This is a genomic window from Streptomyces sp. WG5, from assembly GCF_049974565.1.
Taxonomy (GTDB): Bacteria; Actinomycetota; Actinomycetes; order Streptomycetales; family Streptomycetaceae; genus Streptomyces.
This window is the reverse complement of sequence record NZ_JBNGGC010000043.1, coordinates 33,702-53,176: the sequence shown is the minus strand read 5'-3', so window position 1 is coordinate 53,176 and position 19,475 is coordinate 33,702. Positions and strand designations below refer to the sequence as shown.

Annotated in this window: 18 protein-coding genes and 1 pseudogene; 7 read left to right on the top strand and 12 right to left on the bottom strand. The window is 71.1% G+C overall.

Annotated elements, in window-relative coordinates:
- Positions 1 to 27: 27 nt before the first annotated feature.
- The 8 genes from ACP4IX_RS32325 to ACP4IX_RS32290 all read right to left on the bottom strand — a co-directional run bounded on the left by ACP4IX_RS32325 (position 28) and on the right by ACP4IX_RS32290 (position 7,713).
- On the bottom strand, positions 28 to 930 hold the full coding sequence (locus tag ACP4IX_RS32325; RefSeq protein ID WP_426525557.1) for a LysR substrate-binding domain-containing protein: 903 nt from the start codon (positions 928 to 930) through the stop codon (positions 28 to 30).
- Positions 931 to 971: 41 nt separating this feature from the next.
- On the bottom strand, positions 972 to 2,165 hold the full coding sequence (locus ACP4IX_RS32320) for a glycine C-acetyltransferase (protein ID WP_426558072.1): 1,194 nt from the start codon (positions 2,163 to 2,165) through the stop codon (positions 972 to 974).
- Positions 2,166 to 2,219: 54 nt separating this feature from the next.
- Positions 2,220 to 3,248, bottom strand: a complete 1,029-nt coding sequence (tdh, locus tag ACP4IX_RS32315) for an L-threonine 3-dehydrogenase (protein WP_426525561.1) — start codon at positions 3,246 to 3,248, stop codon at positions 2,220 to 2,222.
- Positions 3,249 to 3,579: 331 nt separating this feature from the next.
- Positions 3,580 to 4,155 (bottom strand): GAF domain-containing protein, encoded by a 576-nt coding sequence (locus tag ACP4IX_RS32310; RefSeq protein ID WP_426525563.1) that lies wholly within the window; start codon positions 4,153 to 4,155, stop codon positions 3,580 to 3,582.
- An 82-nt stretch (positions 4,156 to 4,237) separates the two neighbouring features.
- The gene (locus tag ACP4IX_RS32305) at positions 4,238 to 4,879 is read right to left on the bottom strand and encodes a GTP-binding protein (RefSeq protein ID WP_426558070.1); all 642 of its coding nucleotides are present in this window, start codon (positions 4,877 to 4,879) and stop codon (positions 4,238 to 4,240) included.
- Positions 4,857 to 5,231, bottom strand: a complete 375-nt coding sequence (locus ACP4IX_RS32300) for a DUF742 domain-containing protein (protein ID WP_019330485.1) — start codon at positions 5,229 to 5,231, stop codon at positions 4,857 to 4,859. Before ACP4IX_RS32300 ends, ACP4IX_RS32305 begins: the two co-directional genes overlap by 23 nt.
- 2 nt (positions 5,232 to 5,233) lie before the next feature.
- Entirely contained in the window at positions 5,234 to 5,668 is a 435-nt protein-coding gene (locus ACP4IX_RS32295; protein WP_064730860.1) for a roadblock/LC7 domain-containing protein, read from the bottom strand.
- Positions 5,669 to 5,754: 86 nt separating this feature from the next.
- Positions 5,755 to 7,713, bottom strand: coding sequence for a sensor histidine kinase (locus ACP4IX_RS32290; RefSeq protein ID WP_426558068.1), 1,959 nt, complete (start codon positions 7,711 to 7,713; stop codon positions 5,755 to 5,757).
- Positions 7,714 to 8,135: 422 nt separating this feature from the next.
- Between ACP4IX_RS32290 and ACP4IX_RS32285 the strand changes: the two are divergent.
- Positions 8,136 to 8,231: pseudogene (locus ACP4IX_RS32285) on the top strand (TetR/AcrR family transcriptional regulator); the annotation flags it as partial.
- Between the two features lie 32 nt (positions 8,232 to 8,263).
- On the opposite strand, the gene ACP4IX_RS32280 reads toward ACP4IX_RS32285, so the two are convergent.
- Entirely contained in the window at positions 8,264 to 8,386 is a 123-nt protein-coding gene (locus tag ACP4IX_RS32280; RefSeq protein ID WP_426558066.1) for a hypothetical protein, read from the bottom strand.
- 23 nt (positions 8,387 to 8,409) lie between these two features.
- Between ACP4IX_RS32280 and ACP4IX_RS32275 the strand changes: the two genes are divergently transcribed.
- The 3 genes from ACP4IX_RS32275 (at position 8,410) to ACP4IX_RS32265 (ending at position 10,342) form a co-directional block, all read left to right on the top strand.
- Positions 8,410 to 8,784 carry a hypothetical protein gene (locus ACP4IX_RS32275; RefSeq protein ID WP_426558064.1) on the top strand — a complete coding sequence of 125 codons (375 nt, stop codon included), beginning with the start codon at positions 8,410 to 8,412 and terminating at the stop codon, positions 8,782 to 8,784.
- Positions 8,742 to 8,915, top strand: a complete 174-nt coding sequence (locus ACP4IX_RS32270) for a hypothetical protein (RefSeq protein WP_426525570.1) — start codon at positions 8,742 to 8,744, stop codon at positions 8,913 to 8,915. Before ACP4IX_RS32275 ends, ACP4IX_RS32270 begins: the two co-directional genes overlap by 43 nt.
- 329 nt (positions 8,916 to 9,244) lie before the next feature.
- Positions 9,245 to 10,342, top strand: a complete 1,098-nt coding sequence (locus tag ACP4IX_RS32265) for a VWA domain-containing protein (RefSeq protein WP_426525572.1) — start codon at positions 9,245 to 9,247, stop codon at positions 10,340 to 10,342.
- A gap of 286 nt (positions 10,343 to 10,628) precedes the next feature.
- Here ACP4IX_RS32265 and ACP4IX_RS32260 read toward each other — a convergent pair whose 3' ends face one another.
- From ACP4IX_RS32260 to ACP4IX_RS32250, 3 genes are all read right to left on the bottom strand, one after another.
- The gene (locus tag ACP4IX_RS32260) at positions 10,629 to 11,963 is read right to left on the bottom strand and encodes an enolase C-terminal domain-like protein (protein ID WP_426558062.1); all 1,335 of its coding nucleotides are present in this window, start codon (positions 11,961 to 11,963) and stop codon (positions 10,629 to 10,631) included.
- A 44-nt stretch (positions 11,964 to 12,007) separates the two neighbouring features.
- Positions 12,008 to 13,345 (bottom strand): gluconate:H+ symporter, encoded by a 1,338-nt coding sequence (locus tag ACP4IX_RS32255; protein ID WP_426525578.1) that lies wholly within the window; start codon positions 13,343 to 13,345, stop codon positions 12,008 to 12,010.
- 604 nt (positions 13,346 to 13,949) lie between these two features.
- Entirely contained in the window at positions 13,950 to 14,825 is an 876-nt protein-coding gene (locus ACP4IX_RS32250) for a LysR substrate-binding domain-containing protein (RefSeq protein ID WP_426525580.1), read from the bottom strand.
- Positions 14,826 to 15,344: 519 nt separating this feature from the next.
- On the opposite strand from ACP4IX_RS32250, the gene kdgD reads away from it, so the two are divergent.
- The 3 genes from kdgD to ACP4IX_RS32235 all read left to right on the top strand — a co-directional run bounded on the left by kdgD (position 15,345) and on the right by ACP4IX_RS32235 (position 19,303).
- A complete protein-coding gene (kdgD, locus tag ACP4IX_RS32245) occupies positions 15,345 to 16,271 on the top strand; it encodes a 5-dehydro-4-deoxyglucarate dehydratase (protein WP_426525582.1) in 927 nt (308 codons plus the stop codon).
- 619 nt (positions 16,272 to 16,890) lie between these two features.
- Positions 16,891 to 18,717 carry a glycoside hydrolase family 3 protein gene (locus ACP4IX_RS32240; protein WP_426558060.1) on the top strand — a complete coding sequence of 609 codons (1,827 nt, stop codon included), beginning with the start codon at positions 16,891 to 16,893 and terminating at the stop codon, positions 18,715 to 18,717.
- 184 nt (positions 18,718 to 18,901) lie between these two features.
- On the top strand, positions 18,902 to 19,303 hold the full coding sequence (locus ACP4IX_RS32235) for an SgcJ/EcaC family oxidoreductase (RefSeq protein WP_426525586.1): 402 nt from the start codon (positions 18,902 to 18,904) through the stop codon (positions 19,301 to 19,303).
- Positions 19,304 to 19,475 lie beyond the last annotated feature (172 nt).

Below are 19,475 nucleotides of genomic sequence, written 5' to 3'. Positions count from 1 at the left end.
GTACGGGACAGCCGTGTTACCGGAGCCTCACGCCCGGGCCGCCTCGTCGAGTGCGTCCAGGACCGGGCGGATCAAGGGGTGCTCCTCGGCACCCCGGCGTACCGCCGCGAAGACACGGCGGGTGGGCGCGACCCCGTCGACGGGCCGGACGACCACGCCCGTGAGGTCCGTGCCGTGCAGCGCCGAACGCGGGACGAGCGCCACGCCGACGTCGGCCGCGGCGAGGGACACCACCGCGCGGAAGTCGTCCGAGGAGTGCTCCATGCGGGGCTGGAAACCTGCGTTCTCGCAGGCCAGGACCACGACGTCGTGGCACGGGTTGCCGGGGTAGGGGCCGATCCACGGGTCCTTGGCAAGTTCTGCCAGCGGCACCTCGTCGGCGTCGGCGAGGCGGTGGGCGACCGGGACGACCGCGTCGAAGGGCTCGGCGTACAGGGGGACGTGCGTCAGACGCGGGTCGTCGGCGGGCGGCGCCCCGCGGTACTCGACGGCGACGGCCACGTCGACCTGCCGGTCCAGCACCATCGGCAGGCTGGCGTCGCCCTCGGCGTCCTGGACGCGGATGCGGATGCCGGGCGCCGACTCGGCGAGGCGGGCCAGCGCGGGCGCGACGACCAGGGCGATACCGGTCGCGAAGGACGCGACCGTGACCGTGCCGGCCTCACCCGAGCTGTACGCGGCGAGCTCGGCCTCGGCCCGTTCCAGCTGGGCGAGGACGGCGTTGGTGTGGTCGAGCAGGATCTCGCCGGCCGGGGTCAGCCGTACGCCCTTGGCGCCGCGCTCGACCAGGCGGTGCCCGGTCTCCTGCTCCAGGGCGGTCAGCTGCTGCGAGACCGCCGACGGGGTGAGGTACAGCGCGGCGGCGGCCGCCGTCACGGTGCGGTGGTCCGCCACCGCCCGGAGGATGTGCAGCCGCCGCGCTTCGATCACGGCATCGATTCTCTCATCGATGTGCGCAGGTCACGCACGTGTCAGACGTCGAGCTCCGCACGTGCCGCCACGAAGGCGTCCACCGCGCGGTTCACGTCCTCGGTGGAGTGGGCGGCGGACAGCTGCACGCGGATGCGGGCCTGGCCCTGCGGCACGACCGGGTAGGAGAAGCCGATCACGTAGACGCCGCGCTCCAGGAGCAGCTCCGCCATGCGGCCCGCCTTCGACGCGTCACCGGTCATCACCGGCGCGATGGCGTGGTCGCCGGGGAGGATGTCGAAGCCCTCCTCGGTCATCCGGCGGCGGAACAGGGCGGTGTTCTCGGCGAGCCGCACGCGCAGGTCGTCGGCCGACTCCAGCAGGTCGAGCACCTTGAGGGAGGCGGCGGCGATCACCGGGGCGAGGGTGTTGGAGAAGAGGTACGGGCGGGAGCGCTGGCGCAGCAGGGCGACGATCTCGGCGCGGGCGGCGACGTAGCCGCCGGAGGCGCCGCCCAGCGCCTTGCCGAGGGTGCCGGTGATGATGTCGACGCGGTCCATGACGCCGTGCAGTTCGGGGGTGCCGCGTCCGCCGGGACCGACGAAGCCGACGGCGTGCGAGTCGTCGACCATGACCATGGCGTCGTAGCGGTCGGCGAGGTCGCAGATCTCGGCGAGCGGGGCGACGTAGCCGTCCATGGAGAAGACGCCGTCGGTGACGATCAGCTTGCGGCGGGCGTCGCCGGCGGCCTTGAGCTGCGCCTCCAGGTCGGCCAGGTCGCGGTTGGCGTAGCGGAAGCGCTTGGCCTTGCTGAGGCGGATGCCGTCGATGATGGAGGCGTGGTTGAGGGCGTCGGAGATCACCGCGTCCTCGGGGCCGAGGAGGGTCTCGAAGACGCCGCCGTTGGCGTCGAAGCAGGAGGAGTAGAGGATCGTGTCCTCCTGGCCGAGGAACGCGGAGAGCCGGGCCTCCAGTTCCTTGTGGACCTCCTGGGTGCCGCAGATGAAGCGCACGGAAGCCATGCCGTAGCCCCAGCGGTCCAGCGCCTCGTGGGCGGCGGCGACGACCTCAGGGTGGTCGGCGAGGCCGAGGTAGTTGTTGGCGCAGAAGTTGAGGACCTCGCCGGGGCGGCCGCCGGCGGTGACGTTCACGGTCGCGGACTGCGGGGTGCCGATGACGCGCTCGGGCTTGTGCAGGCCGGCGGCGCGGATCTCGTCGAGGGTGGCGCGCAGGTCGTCGCGCACGGAGTCGAACATCTGGGAAGCTCCTAGGAGTACGTACGTCTTGGGCGGTCGTCTTGCGCGGTCGTCCTACGCGGTCCAGTCGAGGATGACCTTGCCGCCCTTGCCGCCGGCGGCGTCGGCGAAGGCGGCCTCGTGGTCGCGGTGGCTGTAGCGGCCGGTGATGACGGGGGCGAGGTCGAGGCCGCCTTCGAGCAGCACCGACATGGCGTACCAGGTCTCGAACATCTCGCGTCCGTAGATGCCCTTGACGGTGATCATCGAGGTGACGATGCGGGCCCAGTCGACCGGGAACTCCTCGGCGGGCAGGCCGAGCATCGCGATCCGGCCGCCGTGCGTCATGTTGGCGATCATGTCGCGCATGGCCTCGGGGCGGCCGGACATCTCCAGGCCGATGTCGAAGCCCTCGCGCAGGCCGAGTTCGCGCTGCCCGTCGGCGATGGTCGCCTTCGAGACGTTGAGGGCGAGGCTCACACCGACCTTGAGTGCCAGGTCCAGGCGTTCCTCGCTCACGTCGGTGATCACGACGTTGCGCGCCCCGGCGTGCCGGGCCACGGCGGCGGCCATCAGGCCGATCGGCCCGGCGCCCGTGATGAGGACGTCCTCGCCGACCAGCGGGAAGGAGAGGGCGGTGTGCACGGCGTTGCCGAACGGGTCGAAGATCGCGGCGATGTCCAGGTCGACGGGGACGCGGTGCACCCAGACGTTGGCGGCGGGCAGGGCGACGTACTCGGCGAACGCCCCGTCCCGGCCGACGCCGAGGCCGACCGTGGCGCGGCACAGGTGGCGTCGTCCGGCCAGGCAGTTGCGGCACTTGCCGCAGACGAGGTGGCCCTCGCCGCTGACCCGGTCGCCGGCCTTGATGTCGGTGACGTCCCGCCCGGTGTCGACGACCTCGCCGACGAATTCGTGTCCGACGACGAGCGGAGTGCGGATGGCCTGCTGCGCCCAGCCGTCCCAGGCCTGAATGTGCAGGTCGGTGCCGCAGATCCCGGTGCGCAGCACCTTGATCAGCACGTCACCGGGTCCGATGACGGGCTCGGGGACGTCCGCGAGACGCAGCCCGGGCTCCGCCTTCTCCTTGACCAGCGCCTTCACGCTACGGCTCCTGACGGGTGAGGTCCCGACGCCGGGCATGCCGGGGCAGCCCGCGTCCGGGGAGGGGAGGGGAATCGCACGACAATCTGCCGTACGGTGCCGTTCCGGGTCCATCGAGGCTTTCTTAAGCCCGGTCGCAGCTTTCCTTCACGCCTCTCGCGCCCCTACCGTGCTGGTGCCCACCGCCCTCGCGCCCCTTGCGCCTCTCGGGCTTTCAGCACCTCTCACGCCTCTCGGGCCCTTTTGCAGCTCTCGCGCCTCTCGGCCTCTCGCGTCTCTCTCGCCTCTCGGCCTCTCGGCCTCTCGCGCCTCTGTGCGGATGCCCGGCGGTTCACAGCGGGAGTCCGTCCTCCGCACTGCGCTCGATGCGGCGTACCAGGTCGGCCGCGGTCGACTTGATCGTCGCCAGGCCCGCCTTGCCCCAGACCCGGGGGCGTACGTCGGCCGTGGACAGCGTGCCCAGTACCGTCCCCGTGCTGTCGATGAGCGGGGCGCCCAGGTAGGAGCGGATGCCGAACTCGTCGACGACCGGGTTGCCCGCGAAGCGCGGATAGTCGCGCACGTCCTCCAGGACCAGTGCCCGGCGCCGGACCACCACATGCGGGCAGAAGCCGTGGTCCCGGGGCTGGACGCGGCCGAACTCCGGACTGGTGCCGTCCCCGCGCGTCACCGGCGGGATCTCGGGCACCCTGAGGCCCGCGAAGAACTGCCCGCCCTCGACCAGGAAGTTGACCATCGCGTACGGTGCCTCGGCGAGATGGGCGAGATGGCCCGCGAAGGCGTCGAGGGCCGGGTCCGGGCGTTCCGCCAGACCGAGCCGGCGCAGTCGTCGCACCCGGGCGGGGGCCTCCCGGTCCTCGGGGGTGAGCAGCAGACGTCCGACCGGGCGCGGCGGGTCATAGCTCATGGGCGGGCTCCGTCGCTGTGGGCGTGCGTCATGTGCGGCTCCGTGGCGGTGTGGGCGGGGATCACCTGGGCATGCCTGGGCATCACCTGCGAGCGCCGTACCCCGTGGTGGGGGCCGGTGTGTGGGCGATGAGATGGCGTACGAGGGTGAGCAGGGTCTGGATGCCGGAACTGGAGATCCGGGCGTCGCAGCGCACGATCGGGATCTCCGGATGGAGGTCCATGGCGGCGCGCACCTCCTCGGGGTCGTAGCGGTACGAGCCGTCGAACTCGTTGATGGCGACGACGAAGCCGAGTCCGCGCTCCTCGAAGAAGTCGACGGCGGCGAAGGACTCCTCGAGGCGGCGGGTATCGGCGATGATCACCGCACCGAGGGCGCCCTCGCACAGTTCGTCCCACATGAACCAGAACCGTTCCTGGCCGGGCGTTCCGAACAGGTACAGCACGTGTTCCGGGTCGAGGGTGAGGCGGCCGAAGTCCATGGCCACGGTTGTTTCGAGTTTGTTCTCGATTCCGTCGAGGTTGTCGGTCGCGGCGCTGACGGTGGTGAGCAGTTCCTCCGTGCTCAGCGGTGCGATCTCGCTGACCGCGCCGACGAAGGTCGTCTTGCCCACTCCGAACCCGCCCGCCACGAGGATCTTCAGCGCGGTGGGGAAGGGGTCGGTGTCGTGGCCGGATCCTGGGCCGGATCCGTGGTCGTAGTCAGAGCTGTCGTCGTAGTCCATCGAGCACTGCCTCCAGAAGGGCCCGGTCCGTGGGGTCGTGGTGGAACGCGGCGGGGGGTTTCGTGGTCAGCGCGCCGCAGTCCACGAGGTCCGACAGCAGCACCTTGGTGACTGCCACCGGAAGCCTCAGATGAGCGGCGAGCTCGGCGACCGGGAGGGGCGCCCGGCACAGGTCGAGCGCCTGCGCGTGCTCGGGACCGAGGTAGCCGAGGGGAGTCGCTCCCGTGGCCATCACCTGGGACATCAGGTCGAGCGCGACGGTGGGCCGGGTACGGCCGTTGCTCACGGTGAAGGGGCGCACCAGCCGTCCGGCCGCGTCGTCGAGCCAGGGCCCGTCGCCGGCCGCAGCCACCTTCAAGGCCTCATCGCCGGGGGTTCGACTGCGTGCTGCCGGGGCGCGGTGACCAGGTAGGGCCGGACGCTCTTGACCAGCATCGCCATCTCGTAGCCGAGTACGGCCGCGTCGGCCTCGCGGCCGGCCAGCACGGCGAGGCAGGTGCCGGAACCGGCGGTGGTGACGAACAGCAGGGTCGAGTCGAGTTCGACGACGACCTGCCGTACGTCCCCGCCGTCTCCGAAGCGGACACCGGCGCTGCGGCCGAGGGAGTAGAGGCCGGAGGCCAGGGCCGCCATGTGGTCGGCGCTGTCCGCGTCGAGGCCGTGGACGGACTTCACCAGTCCGTCGCAGGACAGGAGCACCGCGCTGGAGGTGTGCGGTACGCGCTGCACGAGGCCGCTCATCAGCCAGTCGAGATCGGATACCTGGCCGGTCGGCGCGTCGCTCGCCATGGTGGATCGACTCCTTGGGGTACGGGGGTGTGCGGGAGCGCTGGTCGTGGTGGTGGGGAGGGAACTGGGGGTGGTCGCGGGAGTGGTCATCCGGCCGGGTCTCTGTGGGTCGGCTCCATGTGCGGCGACACCATGTGCGTCGGGCCCGTGTGCGTCGGGCCCGTATGGGTCGGCACTGTGTGTGTCGGCACTGTGTGCGTCGGCGCTGTGTGGCTCCGCTCCCCATGGGGCGGCTCCCCCTGGGCCGACTCCACAAGGGCCGGCTCTGCACGGCGCGGCTCGACGGCGGTCGACTCCCTGCGCTGCCGGGCCTCCGCAAGGCCGATGCCGCGTTGGAAGGCCGCCATCAGTCCGGGGTCGTGACCGACGTGCTGCTCGGGCTCCTGGCGCGGTGCGGGACCGCCGCGTAGCTGGGGTGCGATGTGCTCCTGGGCCCGGCGGCGGGGCAGCCGGGGCTTGTCCATGGTGCCGCGCACCACGCCGTGGCGCGGGACGGGCGGGGTGGCGGCGTGCTCGGCGAGGACTCCGCGGTCCTCGGCCCGGACACCGGGCGCGGCGGCGGCCGGGTCGGGCCGTTCCTGGTGGGTCTCACGGACGGACAGCGGCACGGGTTCGCCGCTGTCCGCCCCCTGGAGCACGGCCGGCGCGGGCGCCGCTGGGGCAGGAACGGGAGCGGCGGGGGCGGGATCGGAGGCCGACGCTGCTGGAACCGGCGCGGCGGCGGCCGGCGGCACCACGGTGACCGCGGGGCTCGGCTGCTGCGGGAGCGGCGGTACGGTCCCCGGCTCGGCCCCCGTGAGGTCCGCCGGCCGGGCCACGCCCCCGGGGAGAGCGCCCGGCTCCGTACCCAGCAGGGCCTGCGGAACGACCAGGACGGCCTGGACACCGCCGTAGATGTTGGTCTGCAGGCGGACGGTGATGCCGTGCCGCTTGGCGAGCTGGGAGACGACGTACAACCCGATGCGGCCGTCCGCGAGCAGGCGGGCGACGTTGACCTGGTCGGGGTCGGCGAGCAGGGTGTTCATCCGGCTCTGCTCGCCCACAGGCATGCCGAGTCCGCGGTCCTCGACCTCGACGGCGAGGCCCGAGGTGACGAGGCTGGCGCGCATCAGCACCTGGGTCTGCGGGGCGGAGAACAGGGTGGCGTTCTCGACGAGTTCGGCCAGCAGGTGGATGACGTCGGCGACGGCGTGACCGCGCAGGGTGCCGTCGATCGGGGGAACCAGCCGGACCCGCGAGTACTGCTCGACCTCGGCGATGGCCGAGCGGAGCACCTCGGTCATGTCGACGGGGTTGCTCCACTGGCGGCGCGAGACGGCGCCGCCGAGCACGGCGAGGTTCTCGGCGTGGCGGCGGATGCGGGTGGCGAGGTGGTCGACGTGGAAGAGGCCCTTGAGGAGGTCGGGGTCCTCGATCTCGTTCTCCAGCTCGTCCAGGATGGAGATCTCCCGGTGCACCAGCGACTGCAGGCGCCGGGCGAGGTTGACGAAGACCTCCAGCTTCTGTTCGCTGCCCGCCTGGCTGGAGAGCTGGGCGGCCCGGACGACGGCGGTGACGGCGCCGTCGTGGGCGCGGGACAGGTCGGCGGCGAGCAGTTCGAAGTCGTCGGCGTCGTCCGGCGGCCCGCTGCGCGGCTTGCGCCGGGGCGGGGTCTCGCCGCGGCGCAACGCCTCGACCACGGCACGCAGTTCGCCCTCTCCACGCGCGGTGCTGCGGCGCAGTGCGCCGACGCGCTGGTACACGGACCGCGCGGCGCGGTCGGCCGCGACGGCGGCGATGACCACGGCGGCGAGGGTCACCGAGACCGCGCCGGCGAGCACGACCCACAGCACGAGACCGGGCCGCGCGCCGGTGGACCGTACGGTGAACAGGACGACCGCGCTGGCGCTGAGGGCGACCGCGACGGGCGGCAGCACGGCGAGACGCAGGAGTTGGGGCCGTATGTGGGTCTCGGGCAGCGCGGGTGCTGACCGTGAGGCCGGCCGGCCGTGCCGCCCGCCCTCACGGCGGTCTGCTCGCGCGGCCGGGGCGCGGAGGTGAGACATCGGGGTCCTCGTACTGGTCCGTTGGTCCGTCGGGCCCGGATCGGACCCTGGTGCTCGCGCGTGGTGGCGGAATGCCACGCGGGCACGCGTCATCGCGGTGTCGGCCGAACGGACCGAGGGTGGTGAACCGGCCCTGCGTCGCCCGACGGACACTGACAGTAGTCGCCTGCGCATCCTGTGCGATGGGCAGTTGGCAAAGTCCCCCGGGCAACGTCCCGCTCTGGTATGAGCCCTCGTACGACAGCCCGATAAGGCGGCGAAACTTCCGTTCCGAAAGCACTGCGGAGTGGTCCGACTCGATCAGGTTCAGTCCCCGTGAGCGACGGCGGCGGCGCACGTCCGGGCGGGCGTGAGGGAGCGGCCACGGCGCGCGGCTCCCCTTCCTCACAACCGGAGTTCCCCACCGGAATATTGACGCCCCCATGCAGCTCGACCTGCACCCGGTCCTGGTGCACGCCATGGAGGCCTTCAACGAGCAGGGCCACCACGGCACGTCGGTCCGGAACATCGCCGGCCGGGTCGGTGTCACCGTGCCGGCGCTGTACTACCACTACGAGAACAAGCCGGCGCTGCTCGCCACCCTGCTGGAGACGTCCGTCAAGGACGTCCTGGACCGCTGCCGGTCGGCGGCCGCGGAGGCCGGGACGACTCCGCCGGCGAGGTTCTGCGGCATGGGTCGAGTCGACCGTGCTCTCCATGGCCCACCGCAGGTCCCTGGTCTTCCTGGACACCGACATCCGCAGCCTGGAGCCCAAGAACCGGGCCCGCTACGTGGCCCTGCGCGACTACCTCCAGCACATGCTGCTGGACACGGTCGAAGCGGGCCGCGCCGAGGGGGTCTTCACCACGCCGATACCGGCCGACGCCGTCCGCTCGGTCCTCGTCATGTGCCAGGGCGTCGCCAACTGGTTCCGCCCCGACGGCCCGCTCACCGCGGAAGAGGTCGCCGAACGCCACGTCCTGCTGAGCCTCGGCACCGTGGGGTACCGCGACGTGGTCACCGGCGAAGCGGCACTTCCGTTCCAGCGATGGAAGGCGACTCCGACCCGGCCCGCCTCACTCCCGAGCTGATCGGTCTGCACCGGCGCGGCCTCTTCCCGGTGGACCGGCTGATCACCGCGTTCCCCTTCGAGGAGATCGACGCCGCCGTTGCCGCCGTGCGCGACGGAAGCCCGGTGAAGCCGGTCCTCACCTTCACCTGACCTCACCACACCTGCCGGGTCGTGCGCCTTGCCGGAGCGCGGCCGCGGCCGGACCGTCCCATGCGTTGTCAGTGCTGCCCCCTACAGTGAAGTCATCTTCCGAACGGACCGAAGTTCACGCCGGGTTGCGCGATCCCCGGAATGTGACGTCTGCCGACGGAAGAGGGCGTTCCGTGGCGCGCGGCGACCGTTTCCTCCCCGCTGCACACCGACGCTCGACGGCTTGGACAGGCTGGAACACCGACTGGCTCGCCTTCATCGGGGAAGCCGCGTCTCCGCAGGGCACCGGCGCGGTCCCACGGGGAAACGAACGGAAGGGGATTGGCGCGATGAGCGCAACGGTAAAGGACCGCCTCAAGAAGCACTTCGTGAACCACGTCGCTCTCGTCATCGACAAGTCCGGTTCGATGAGGGGGCATTCGGAGCAGCTCATCCGTGTGGTGGACGAGTTCGTGAAGGGACTGAAGGAGGAGTCCGACAGACTCGGACATGAGACCCGGATCAGTCTCTACGCCTTCGACCACCTGGTCGAGAACCTGGTGTGGGACATGGACGTGAAGCACCTGCCGTCCATGCGGGGCCTGTACACCGTCGAGAACGGCGCGACCGCGCTGATCCAGGCGTCGGTGAAAGCGCTCGACGACCTCGGCCACATATGGGAGGAGTACGGCGAGCACAGCTTCCTCCAGGTCGTCGTCACCGACGGCGAGGAGAACGCCTCCGGCGCGGACGAGACGGGCTCGCGCCACGACCACCTTCCCGACGGCCGCGCCGTCCTGGACTCGTGGCGGGGCAGGATCGGGGACAAGTTGAACAGTCTTCCGGATCACTGGACCTCGGCCATCATGGTGCCGAACTCGCTGGCCAAGCGCACCGCTCAGCAGTACGGGTTCCCGACGGGCAACATCTCGATCTGGGACGCCGACTCGGCCCAGGGCGTCGAAGAGGCGATCGGCACCGTCAAGTCGGCCGCCACGAGGTTCCTGCGGGACCGCGAGCAGGGGGTGCGCGGGACCAGGAACCTCTTCTCGGTGGGCCAGGACCTCAGCACGGCCGACGTGAAGTCCAGCCTTCAGTCCCTCGACGCCGGCAAGTACGTACTGATCCCCGTGGACGAGCAGACGTCGATCCGCGATTTCGTCACCGGCGCCGGGCATCCGTACAAGACCGGCTGCGCCTTCTACGAGCTCTCCAAGCGCGAGAAGATCCAGGCCAAGAAGAAGATCGCCGTGGCGGAGAAGGATCCCACCACCGGCCGCATGACCGGAAAGGTGTTCACCGGCCCCGCCGCCCGGCAGCTCCTGGGCCTGCCGGACGCGGAGGCGACGGTGGCCCCGGGGAGCAACGCGGCATACACCGTGTTCGTCCAGTCGACCTCGGTCAACCGGAAACTGGTCCCCGGGACCAAGCTGCTCGTCCTCCTGTAGCCGAGGGGCGCGTTCCGCGCCGAGTCGCGGAGGCGGCGCGTCGGCGGTGGTCGTCCGGTACGGCGCGACCGCGTCCGCCCTCCTCGGGAGTCATGCGGGTGGCTGTCCGGGCAGGTGACGCGCCACCAGGTTCCGTGCAACGCCTCGGGCGTCCAGCGGTCCCGCCCGGGCCCGGCACACGCCGGGCCCGGGCGAGGGGACACGGGTGCGCGAGCACCTCACTGCGCCAGCACCGCGCCGCATCATCGCGCCGCACCATCGCGCCGCACCATCGCGCCGCCAGCGCTTACCGCACGAGGCAGGGCCGCTTGGCATCGAACTCCCAGCCGGGGACCAGGTACTGCATGCCGACGGCGTCGTCCCGGGCCCCCAACGCCTTCGCCCGGTAGAGCTCATGAGCCGTGAGGAGCCGGTCCATGTCGAGCCGCACGCCCAGCCCGGGGGCGTCGGGAACGGCGATCTCGCCGTCGACGATGCGGGGCGGTGCGGTGGTGAGCCGCTCCAGTCCCTCCTGCCATATCCAGTGCGTGTCGAGGGCGTTGTACGCGCCGGGGGCCGCGGCCCCGCAGTGCGTGACCATCGCGAGGGAGATGTCGAAGTGATTGTTGGAGTGACATCCCCAGGTCAGGCCCATCGCATGGCACAACTGCGCCACACGGACGGAACCCTGCATGGTCCAGAAGTGGGGATCGGCCAGCGGGATGGAGACCGACTGCAGGGCGAGGGCGTGGGTCATCTGCCGCCAGTCGGTCGCGATCATGTTGGTCGCGGTGGGCAGGCCGGTCGCGCGGCGGAACTCGGCGAGCACCTCACGCCCGGAGTAGCCGCCTTCCGCCCCGCAGGGGTCCTCGGCGTAGGCGAGCGTACCGACCAGGGGCGCGCACAGTTCGACGGCTTCCTTCAGCGACCATGCGCCGTTGGGGTCGAGGGTGATCCGGGCCTCGGGGAAGCGGTCCTTGAGCGCCCGTACGGCCTTGACCTCCTCGGCGCCTTCGAGGACGCCGCCCTTGAGTTTGAAGTCACGGAAACCGTAGAGGTCGAAGGTGGCTTCGGCCTGCCGGACGATCGCCTCGGGAGTGAGGGCCTCCTCGTGCCGGATGCGGTACCAGTCGACGTCGGCGTCGTGGCCGCGGACGTAGTCCAGGTCGGTGCGGTCGGGGTCGCCGACGTAGAAGAGGTAGCCGAGCACCCGCACGGAGTCCCGCTGCTGTCCGTCCCCGAGGAGGGCCGCGACCGGCACGTCGAGGTGCTGGCCCAGCAGGTCGAGGAGGGCGGACTCGACGGCGGTGACGGCGTGGACCGTGGTCCGCAGGTCGAAGGTCTGGGCACCGCGTCCGCCGGAGTCGCGGTCGGCGAAGCGGTCCGCGATCTCGCGCAGCACACGCTTGTAGTCGCCGACCTTGGCACCGACCACGAGGGACTCGGCGTCCTCGAGGGTCTGCGTGATCTTCTCACCGCCCGGTACCTCGCCGAGGCCGGTGCGCCCCTCGGAGTCCGTCAGGACGACGACGTTGCGGGTGAAATAGGGGCCGTGGGCACCGGAGAGGTTCAGTTCCATGCAGTCGCGGCCCGCCACGGGATAGACGGAGAACGCGGTGACGGTCGGCTGGTTCCTGGTCATGTCTTCTTCGGACTCCTTGTGTCAGGGGGTGCGGCGGCCGGTGGTCACAGGCCGAGGACGTCGAGGGCCCACTCGGCCGCCAGGACGCCGCCCAGGCCGAGGACCGACAGCACCGTGGTGTAGGTGGTGCGGACCTTGATCGCTTGGATGACGGAAAGGTTGAAGTACTCCTTGAACAGCCAGAAGCCGGGGTCGTTGACGTGGGAGAAGGCGATCGATCCGCAGGAGACGGCGAGCACCATCATCTCGGGATGCGCACCGCTGTCGGCGAGCAGCGGCAGCACCACGCCCGAGGCGGTGACGACGGCGACCGTGGCCGACCCGAGGGCCACACGGAGAATGGCGGCGATGAGCCACGCCAGGACGACGGCGGATATGGACCACGATGCGGTGATGTCCTTGATGTAGTCGGAGATGCCACCTTCGACCAGGACGTTCTTGAAGGCGCCGCCGGCTCCGATGACCAGCAGGATCATCGCCATGGCCTTGACCGCGGACGAGCAGGATTCACTGACCTCCGACAGGCTCCGCCCGATGCGCGGCCCGAAGGCCCAGACGGCCAGGAGGAGGGCCAGCAGGAGCGCGATCGGCGCGGATCCGATGAACGCCACGGTGTTGAGCAGCGGGCTCTCGCCGGTCGCGGCCATGTCGGTCACGGCGGCGCCGGCGATCAGCACGACGGGGAAGAGTGCCACGCACAGCGACCATCCGAGTCCGGGCATCTCCTCGTCGGTGAACTGGCGTTCGCTGACCAGGCCCTTGGGGATGGCGGGGTTCATCGTCCTGATGAACGGCAGCCGCGGCCAGAGCAGCGCGATGAACGCGCCGACCGGTACCGCGATGAACAGCCCGTAGAAGAGAGTCAGTCCGACGGAGGCGTCGAAGGTGGCCGCGACGGCGGTGGGACCGGGGTGCGGGGGCAGGAAGCTGTGCATCGTGGACAGGGCGATCGACATCGGCAGCCCGACCCAGAGCAGGTTCGCGCCGGTGACCCTGACCAGGGTGAACGCGATGGGCACGACGATGATGAAGGCGACCTCGTAGAACATCGTCACGCCGATGAGCATGGAGGTGACGACCATGGCGACCTGCACCCAGCGCGGCCCGAAGGCGTCGAGCAGTTTGTCGGCGATGCGCTGGGCGGCACCGGAGTCGCCCATGACGCGGCCGACCATGGCACCGAGTCCGATGGTGAGCATCGTGTCACCGATCTGGCCCCCGATGCCTTCGGAGAGGACGTCCGGGATGTCCGTCACCGGGATGCCCTGGACCACGGCGACACCGACGGCGACCAGGAGGAGGGCCGCGAAGCCGTTCAGCTTCAGCCTGGTCATGAGAAGCAGCAGAACCAGAACACTGATTCCCACTACGAGAAGTGGCATGTCAGTTCCTCTTCGAACTGTGGTTGGGGGTAGCCGGGCCCGAGCGCCGCAGGGGGTACGGCACGACTCCGGTCAGGGGCGGAGCGGGATGCGCGGACGCGGAGGCGCGTCCGGCGGGCGGGCCGGGCGGCGGAGGGGGTCCGGGGCGGCGGCCGGTGGTGGACAGCTCCCCGCACGAAAGGCGGCTTTCCGGTACCGGCACGTGGGGGTGACGGTTCGGCGGTTCACGTTCGGCGCAGCCGGCCGGTCCCGCGCCGGAGGGCCGCCCCGCGTCTCACCTCGGGCGCGACCGTGGTGCTCGACGGCGACGGCTGCCGTGTGCGGGCCTTCGCGGCCGTCGTCGGCGTGGCGCAGCAGTGGTGGTGCCGAGGGCGGCTGTCGCCGCCGGCTCGTCCTGCCGGACGAGATCGAGCATGGACAAATCTCCTAGACATGGAAGGAGAGCGACAGCGGGTGCCGCCTACGGTCCTGGCCACGGAGCCGGTGGCTGAGTTGACCGTAGGGTTGGTTCTGATTCACGTCCATGTCGAATTTTGTTGGTTGCCATACCTTTCTTGTATGGCGGTTCATGACGGTTCCGTGAAACCGACATGTCAGGCGGATGTCACAGGCGTCGCAGCAAGGCTTCGAGCGCCGGATTGTCGTTGCCGGGACGCCATACGAGGCTCAGTTCGACCGGTTTCGGGTCCGGCAGGGACACCTGCCGGAAGACGACGCCGCCATAGCGCATCCGGGCCGCGGCCTCGGGCACGAGGGCGATGCCCCAGCCGCCGTCGACGAGGGCAAGGATGCTGTGCACCTGCGTGAGGTACTGGGTGAACACGGGGCGGGTCCGCGCGGACCGGAAGATGCTGATCAGCAGTTCGTGGAAGTAACGGGCCTCGAGGGGCGAGTACATCAGGAAGTCCTCGCCGTCGAAGTCCTCGATCCGCATCGGCCCGTCCTCGGCGGCCAGCGGGTGATCGGCGGGGAGCGCGGCCAGCAACCCCTCTCGCAGTGCCGTGCGGGCGGACAGACCCGCTCCCGTGGTCGTGGGCCGCATCAGCCCGAGGTCGAGCGAACCCTCGCCGAGGGCCTTCAGCTGGTCGCGCGTGACGAGTTCCTGCAGCAGGAGCTCCACTCCGGGCAGCACCGCTCTGGCGGTCTCCAGCAGGCCGCCGAGCGCGGAGTGGGCACTGGCGGCCGTGAACCCGACGGCGATGACCCCCGCCTCACCGGTGGACACCCGGCGGACGGCGAGGGCCGCCTGCTCCGACTGCCGCAGGATGCGGCGGGCCTCCCCCAGGAAGGCGCGGCCCGCCGGGGTGAGCCGAACGCTCCGGTTCGTGCGGTCCAGCAGCTGCACGCGCAACTCGCTCTCCAGCAGCTGGATCTGCCGGCTCAACGGCGGCTGGGTCATGTTCAGCCGCTCCGCGGCCCGGGTGAAGTGCAGTTCTTCGGCGACGGCGACGAAGCTCGTCAGCTGGGCGAGGGTGAACACTGATGCTCTCCAGGTATCGCGAGATCCAAAATCTATGTTGGACGTGAATCAATCGCGACCGTAGCGTCGGACGTGGACAGACGGCGACCCTGCGAGTGCCTCGGTCGCGGCCCGCGACCGGCAGGGTCGTCATGGGGAGCGCGCGACCATGGTGCGGACACGGCGTCGTCACGGTAGTGCCTCTCCCGGCCCGCCGGTCCTCGCACACGGGTGAGGCGGGGCCGCCCGGGCGCCGCATCCACCGCGTCCACCGCGTCCTCCACGTCCTCCACCCTCATGTCCTCGACGGCGACAGGCGGATGCCCGTCGCCCGGCCGGGCGGTCCCCCTCGTACGGCGGCCGCGTGGTACCCGGTCTCCCGACCCCGGCGCGGGCAGCGTCGACAACGGACAGCCGCGCTGCCCGCGCCGGCCCCAGCACCCGCCGTGCGGGGGCTCCGAGCGAAATCCGCCGGCAGACCGCCCCTCGTACACCGCCCCTTCGCCCTCACGTTCACCCTCACGACTCCAGGAGCATTCCATGACGTCCTACACCCCGGAGGAACTCGGCCACCGGATCGGCTCCGGGCTGCTGTCCTTCCCCGTGACCCACTTCCACGACGACCTGTCCTTCGACGAGGACGCCTACCGGGAGAACGTCTCGCGGCTGTCCACGTACGACGTCGGCGGCCTCTTCGCCGCCGGCGGCACCGGCGAGTTCTTCTCCCTCACCCCCACCGAGGTCGAACGGGTCGTGGCCGCCGCCACCGGCACGGCTCCCGAGGGCACCCCGATCCTGGCCCCGGCCGGCTACGGAACCGCCACCGCGCTCGAGTTCGCCGCGGCCGCCGAACGCGCCGGCGCCGACGGCATCCTGCTCTTCCCGCCCTACCTCACCGAAGCCGGACAGGAGGGTCTGGCCCGGCACGTCGAAGCCGTCTGCCGGTCCACCTCCCTCGGTGTCGTCATCTACAGCCGCGCCAACGCCGTCTACTCCGCCGACACCGTCGCCCGTCTCGCCGAGTCCTGCCCCAACCTGGTGGGCTACAAGGACGGCGTCGGCGACATCGACACCATCACCCGTATCCACGCCCGTCTCGGCGACCGCCTCACCTACATCGGCGGTCTGCCCACCGCCGAGACGTTCGCCCTGCCCTACCTCCAGCTGGGAGTGACCACCTACTCGTCGGCGATCTTCAACTTCGCGCCCGAGTTCGCCCTCGGTTTCTACGCCGCCGTCCGCGAGCGCCGGCAGCAGGACGTCACGCGGATGCTGTCGGACTTCGTACTGCCCTACACGGAGATCCGCGACCGCCGGGCCGGCTACGCGGTCAGCATCGTCAAGGCGGGCATGACCGCCACCGGTCACGGCGCGGGCCCCGTCCGCCCCCCGCTCACCGACCTGACCCCGGCCGAACTCGACGAGCTCCGTGCGCTGATCGCCGGCCTGCCGACCACCCCGGCCTGACCTGTACACCGGCCACCGGCCACGGCAGGAGAAGGCTCCGGGCACGAGCATCGCCCCCCGCTCACCGCCGAACGGCTACCGCCTCGCATCGGCCTGACGGAGGCGGTGGTCACCGCCGGCGAGCTGATCCCCTGTGCGGGCGCCGAGGGGCGTCCCCTCGACGCCCGCACCGGCAGGCCGCCCGTCCCGGCCCGGACGGGCTGCGCACGTCCGCGCGGTAGCCCTCGCCGCGTACGACCGGCAGGGCGGCGTCCAGGAGGGCCGTGCCGGGATCACGGACGGCCCGTGGCGTGCGCCACGGCGTCAGTGCCGGTGCCGACGGCCCGCCAGGGGGGCGGTGAGGTGACCGGCCTCCCCGGCGGGCCGCGCGTTATGCCCCGATACGCTCCTTCCCCCGAGGAGTGCGACTCCCCCGCCCCCGAAGCGGACCCTGCGCAAGTCCCATCGCCCCAGGTCAGCGGCACCGATCTCTTGTGCGAGCATCCCCAATTTCGTCTAGACCTATTTTGTCTAGACCTCTTGCCCCGCCCTCACCCGCGGGCTACGTTTCCCGCTGTTCGGAGTACCGCACGTTTCCTTCAATTCCCTTGATGAGCAAGGCTGGAAGGAGCATGTCCGCATGCAGGACCGGAATCTGTCCAGACGCACCGTCCTCGCCTCCGCGACCGTGGTCGCCGCGACCGCAACGGGCGTCGTGGGCGTGACGGCCACCCCCGCCGTCGCCCACCGGCGCGACCACCGCCTCAAGAAGATCATCTCCAGGATGAGCATCGAGGCGAAGATCGGCCAGCTGTTCGTGCCGTACTTCTACGGTGCGTCGGCGACTTCCCCCAGCCAGTTCGACCAGGACCGCAACCTCAGGGAACTCGGCGTCCGCACCGTGGCCGAGCTCATCGCCAAGTACCACATCGGCGGTGTCATCTACTTCTCCGGCTGGACGAACAACATCCAGGACCCCCGGCAGATCGCGGACCTGACGAACGGTGTGCAGCGGGCCTCGCTCGCCCTGCCCACCCCCGTCCCGTCCCTGATCTCCATCGACCAGGAGCACGGGGCCAACGTCCGCATCGGCAGCGGCGCCACCCAGCTGCCGGGTGCGATGGCGCTCGGCGCGGGCCGCTCGACCGCCGACGCGCGCACCGCCGGACGGATATCGGGCACCGAACTCGCCGCCCTGGGCATCCACCAGAACTTCGCCCCGGTCGCCGACGTCAACGTCGATCCGGCCAACCCCGTCATCAACGTCCGCTCCTTCGGCGCCGACGCCCGCGAGGTCGCCCGCATGGTCGCGGCGCAGGTGACCGGCTACCAGCAGGCCGGCGTCGTGGCCTGCGCCAAGCACTTCCCGGGCCACGGGGACACCGGGGAGGACAGCCACACCGGACTGCCCGTGATCACCCACACCCGGGAGGAGTGGGACCGTATCGACGCCCCGCCCTTCAAGGCCGCGATCGCCGCCGGCGTCGACTCGATCATGACGGCGCACCTCCAGGTCCCCGCGCTCGACCCCAGCAACGAACCGGCCACCCTGTCGCCCACGATCCTCCAGGGCGTGCTGCGCGACGAACTCGGCTTCGACGGCGTGATCGTCACCGATGCCCTCAACATGGCCGGCGTGCGCACCAAGTACGGCGACGACCGCGTGCCCGTCCTCGCCCTCAAGGCCGGCGCCGACCAACTGCTGTTCCCGCCGGACATCGGCGTCGCCTACCACGGCGTCCTGGCCGCCGTCCGCAGCGGCGAGATCACCGAGGACCGGCTCGACGAATCGGTCCTGCGCATCCTCCGGGTCAAGGACAAGGCCGGCCTGCTCAGCGGCAGCCCCTACGTCTCCGCGAAGGAGGTCGACCGGGTCGTCGGCGCCCGCAGGCACCGGCTCGCCGCCGCCCGGATCGCCGAGCGCACCACCACCCTGCTGGTCAACGAGGACGAGACGCTCCCGCTGCGCCGCGGGCAGAGGAAGCTGCTCGTGGTCGGCGCCAGCCCGGCCTTCCCGACCGACGACACCCGCACCACGGTGCCCGAGCTGGCCAAGGCGTTCGACGAGCTGGGCTACAGCACCACCCACCTCCCCACCGGCCGGGCACCCGACGCGGCGAAGATCGACGAGGCCGTGGCCGCCGCACGGGGACGGGACGCGGTGGTGGTCACCACCGACAACGTCGGCGCGGCCAGCGCCCAGCGCACCCTGGTGTCCCGGCTCCTCGCGACGGGCGTCCCCATCATCCATCTCGCGGTGCGCAACCCCTACGACATCGCCCACCTCGGCGACGTCCCGGCCTCACTGGCCTCCTACTGCTGGACCGAGGTCGAACTGCGCGCCGCCGCCCGGGTGATCGCCGGCCGGGTCGAACCCCGCGGCAAGCTGCCCGTACCCGTCCAACGGGCCGATGACCCCGCCAAGGTCCTCTTCCACTCCGGGCACGGCCTGTCGTACGACGACTGAAGCCCGCGCACCCACGCGGTTCTCGGCCCCGGTGCCCCCTGCCCCCCCCTGCCCCCCTGCCCCCTGCCCCCCCTGGCCAGGGAGCACCGGGGCCGCACACGTCACCCGGCCGGCCACGACCTGTCCGTGCGACCTCGATGGCGGCCTTGACCTCAACCTCGCTCGAGGTCGCAGAGTGATCCGCATGAACACCGAAACCGCAGATGTCAAGGCCATCGAAGAGGTAGTGGCCACCGTCGAACGCACCCAGCGCGCCAAGGACGCCGAGGGATTCCTCGCGCTCTTCCATCCCGAGGCCCTGTGGACGACCGCCCACGGCAGGGTTCTGGTGGGGTTCGACGCGATCGCCGAGTTCACGCGTGCCGTGCTGCCCGACGCCGGCTGGGACGGCGAGGTCACGTACGAGGCGATTCACACGCGGTTCCTGCGGCCGGACGTGGCGGCCGTCAAGGTCCGGCAGGTCTACCGTTCGGCAGAGGGTGACACGGAGGGCTCCCCGCTCTACGTCATGACCAAGCAGGATGACGGTACCTGGTTGCTGCACGTCGGCCAGAACACCGAAGTCCGGTCGGAACGGCGCGCGTAGGGCCGGAGGCAGCACGGTGCCGCCGGCCCGCTTCCGGGACGAGTACGTCGAGCAGCTCGTCACACTGGGCCTGTTTCGAGAGGAGGACCTGCACGTCCCGGTCACCGCCCTGCCCGCCCTGCCCGCCCTGCCCGCCCTGCCCACCAGTCAAGAATCCCGCCGAAACCACGGA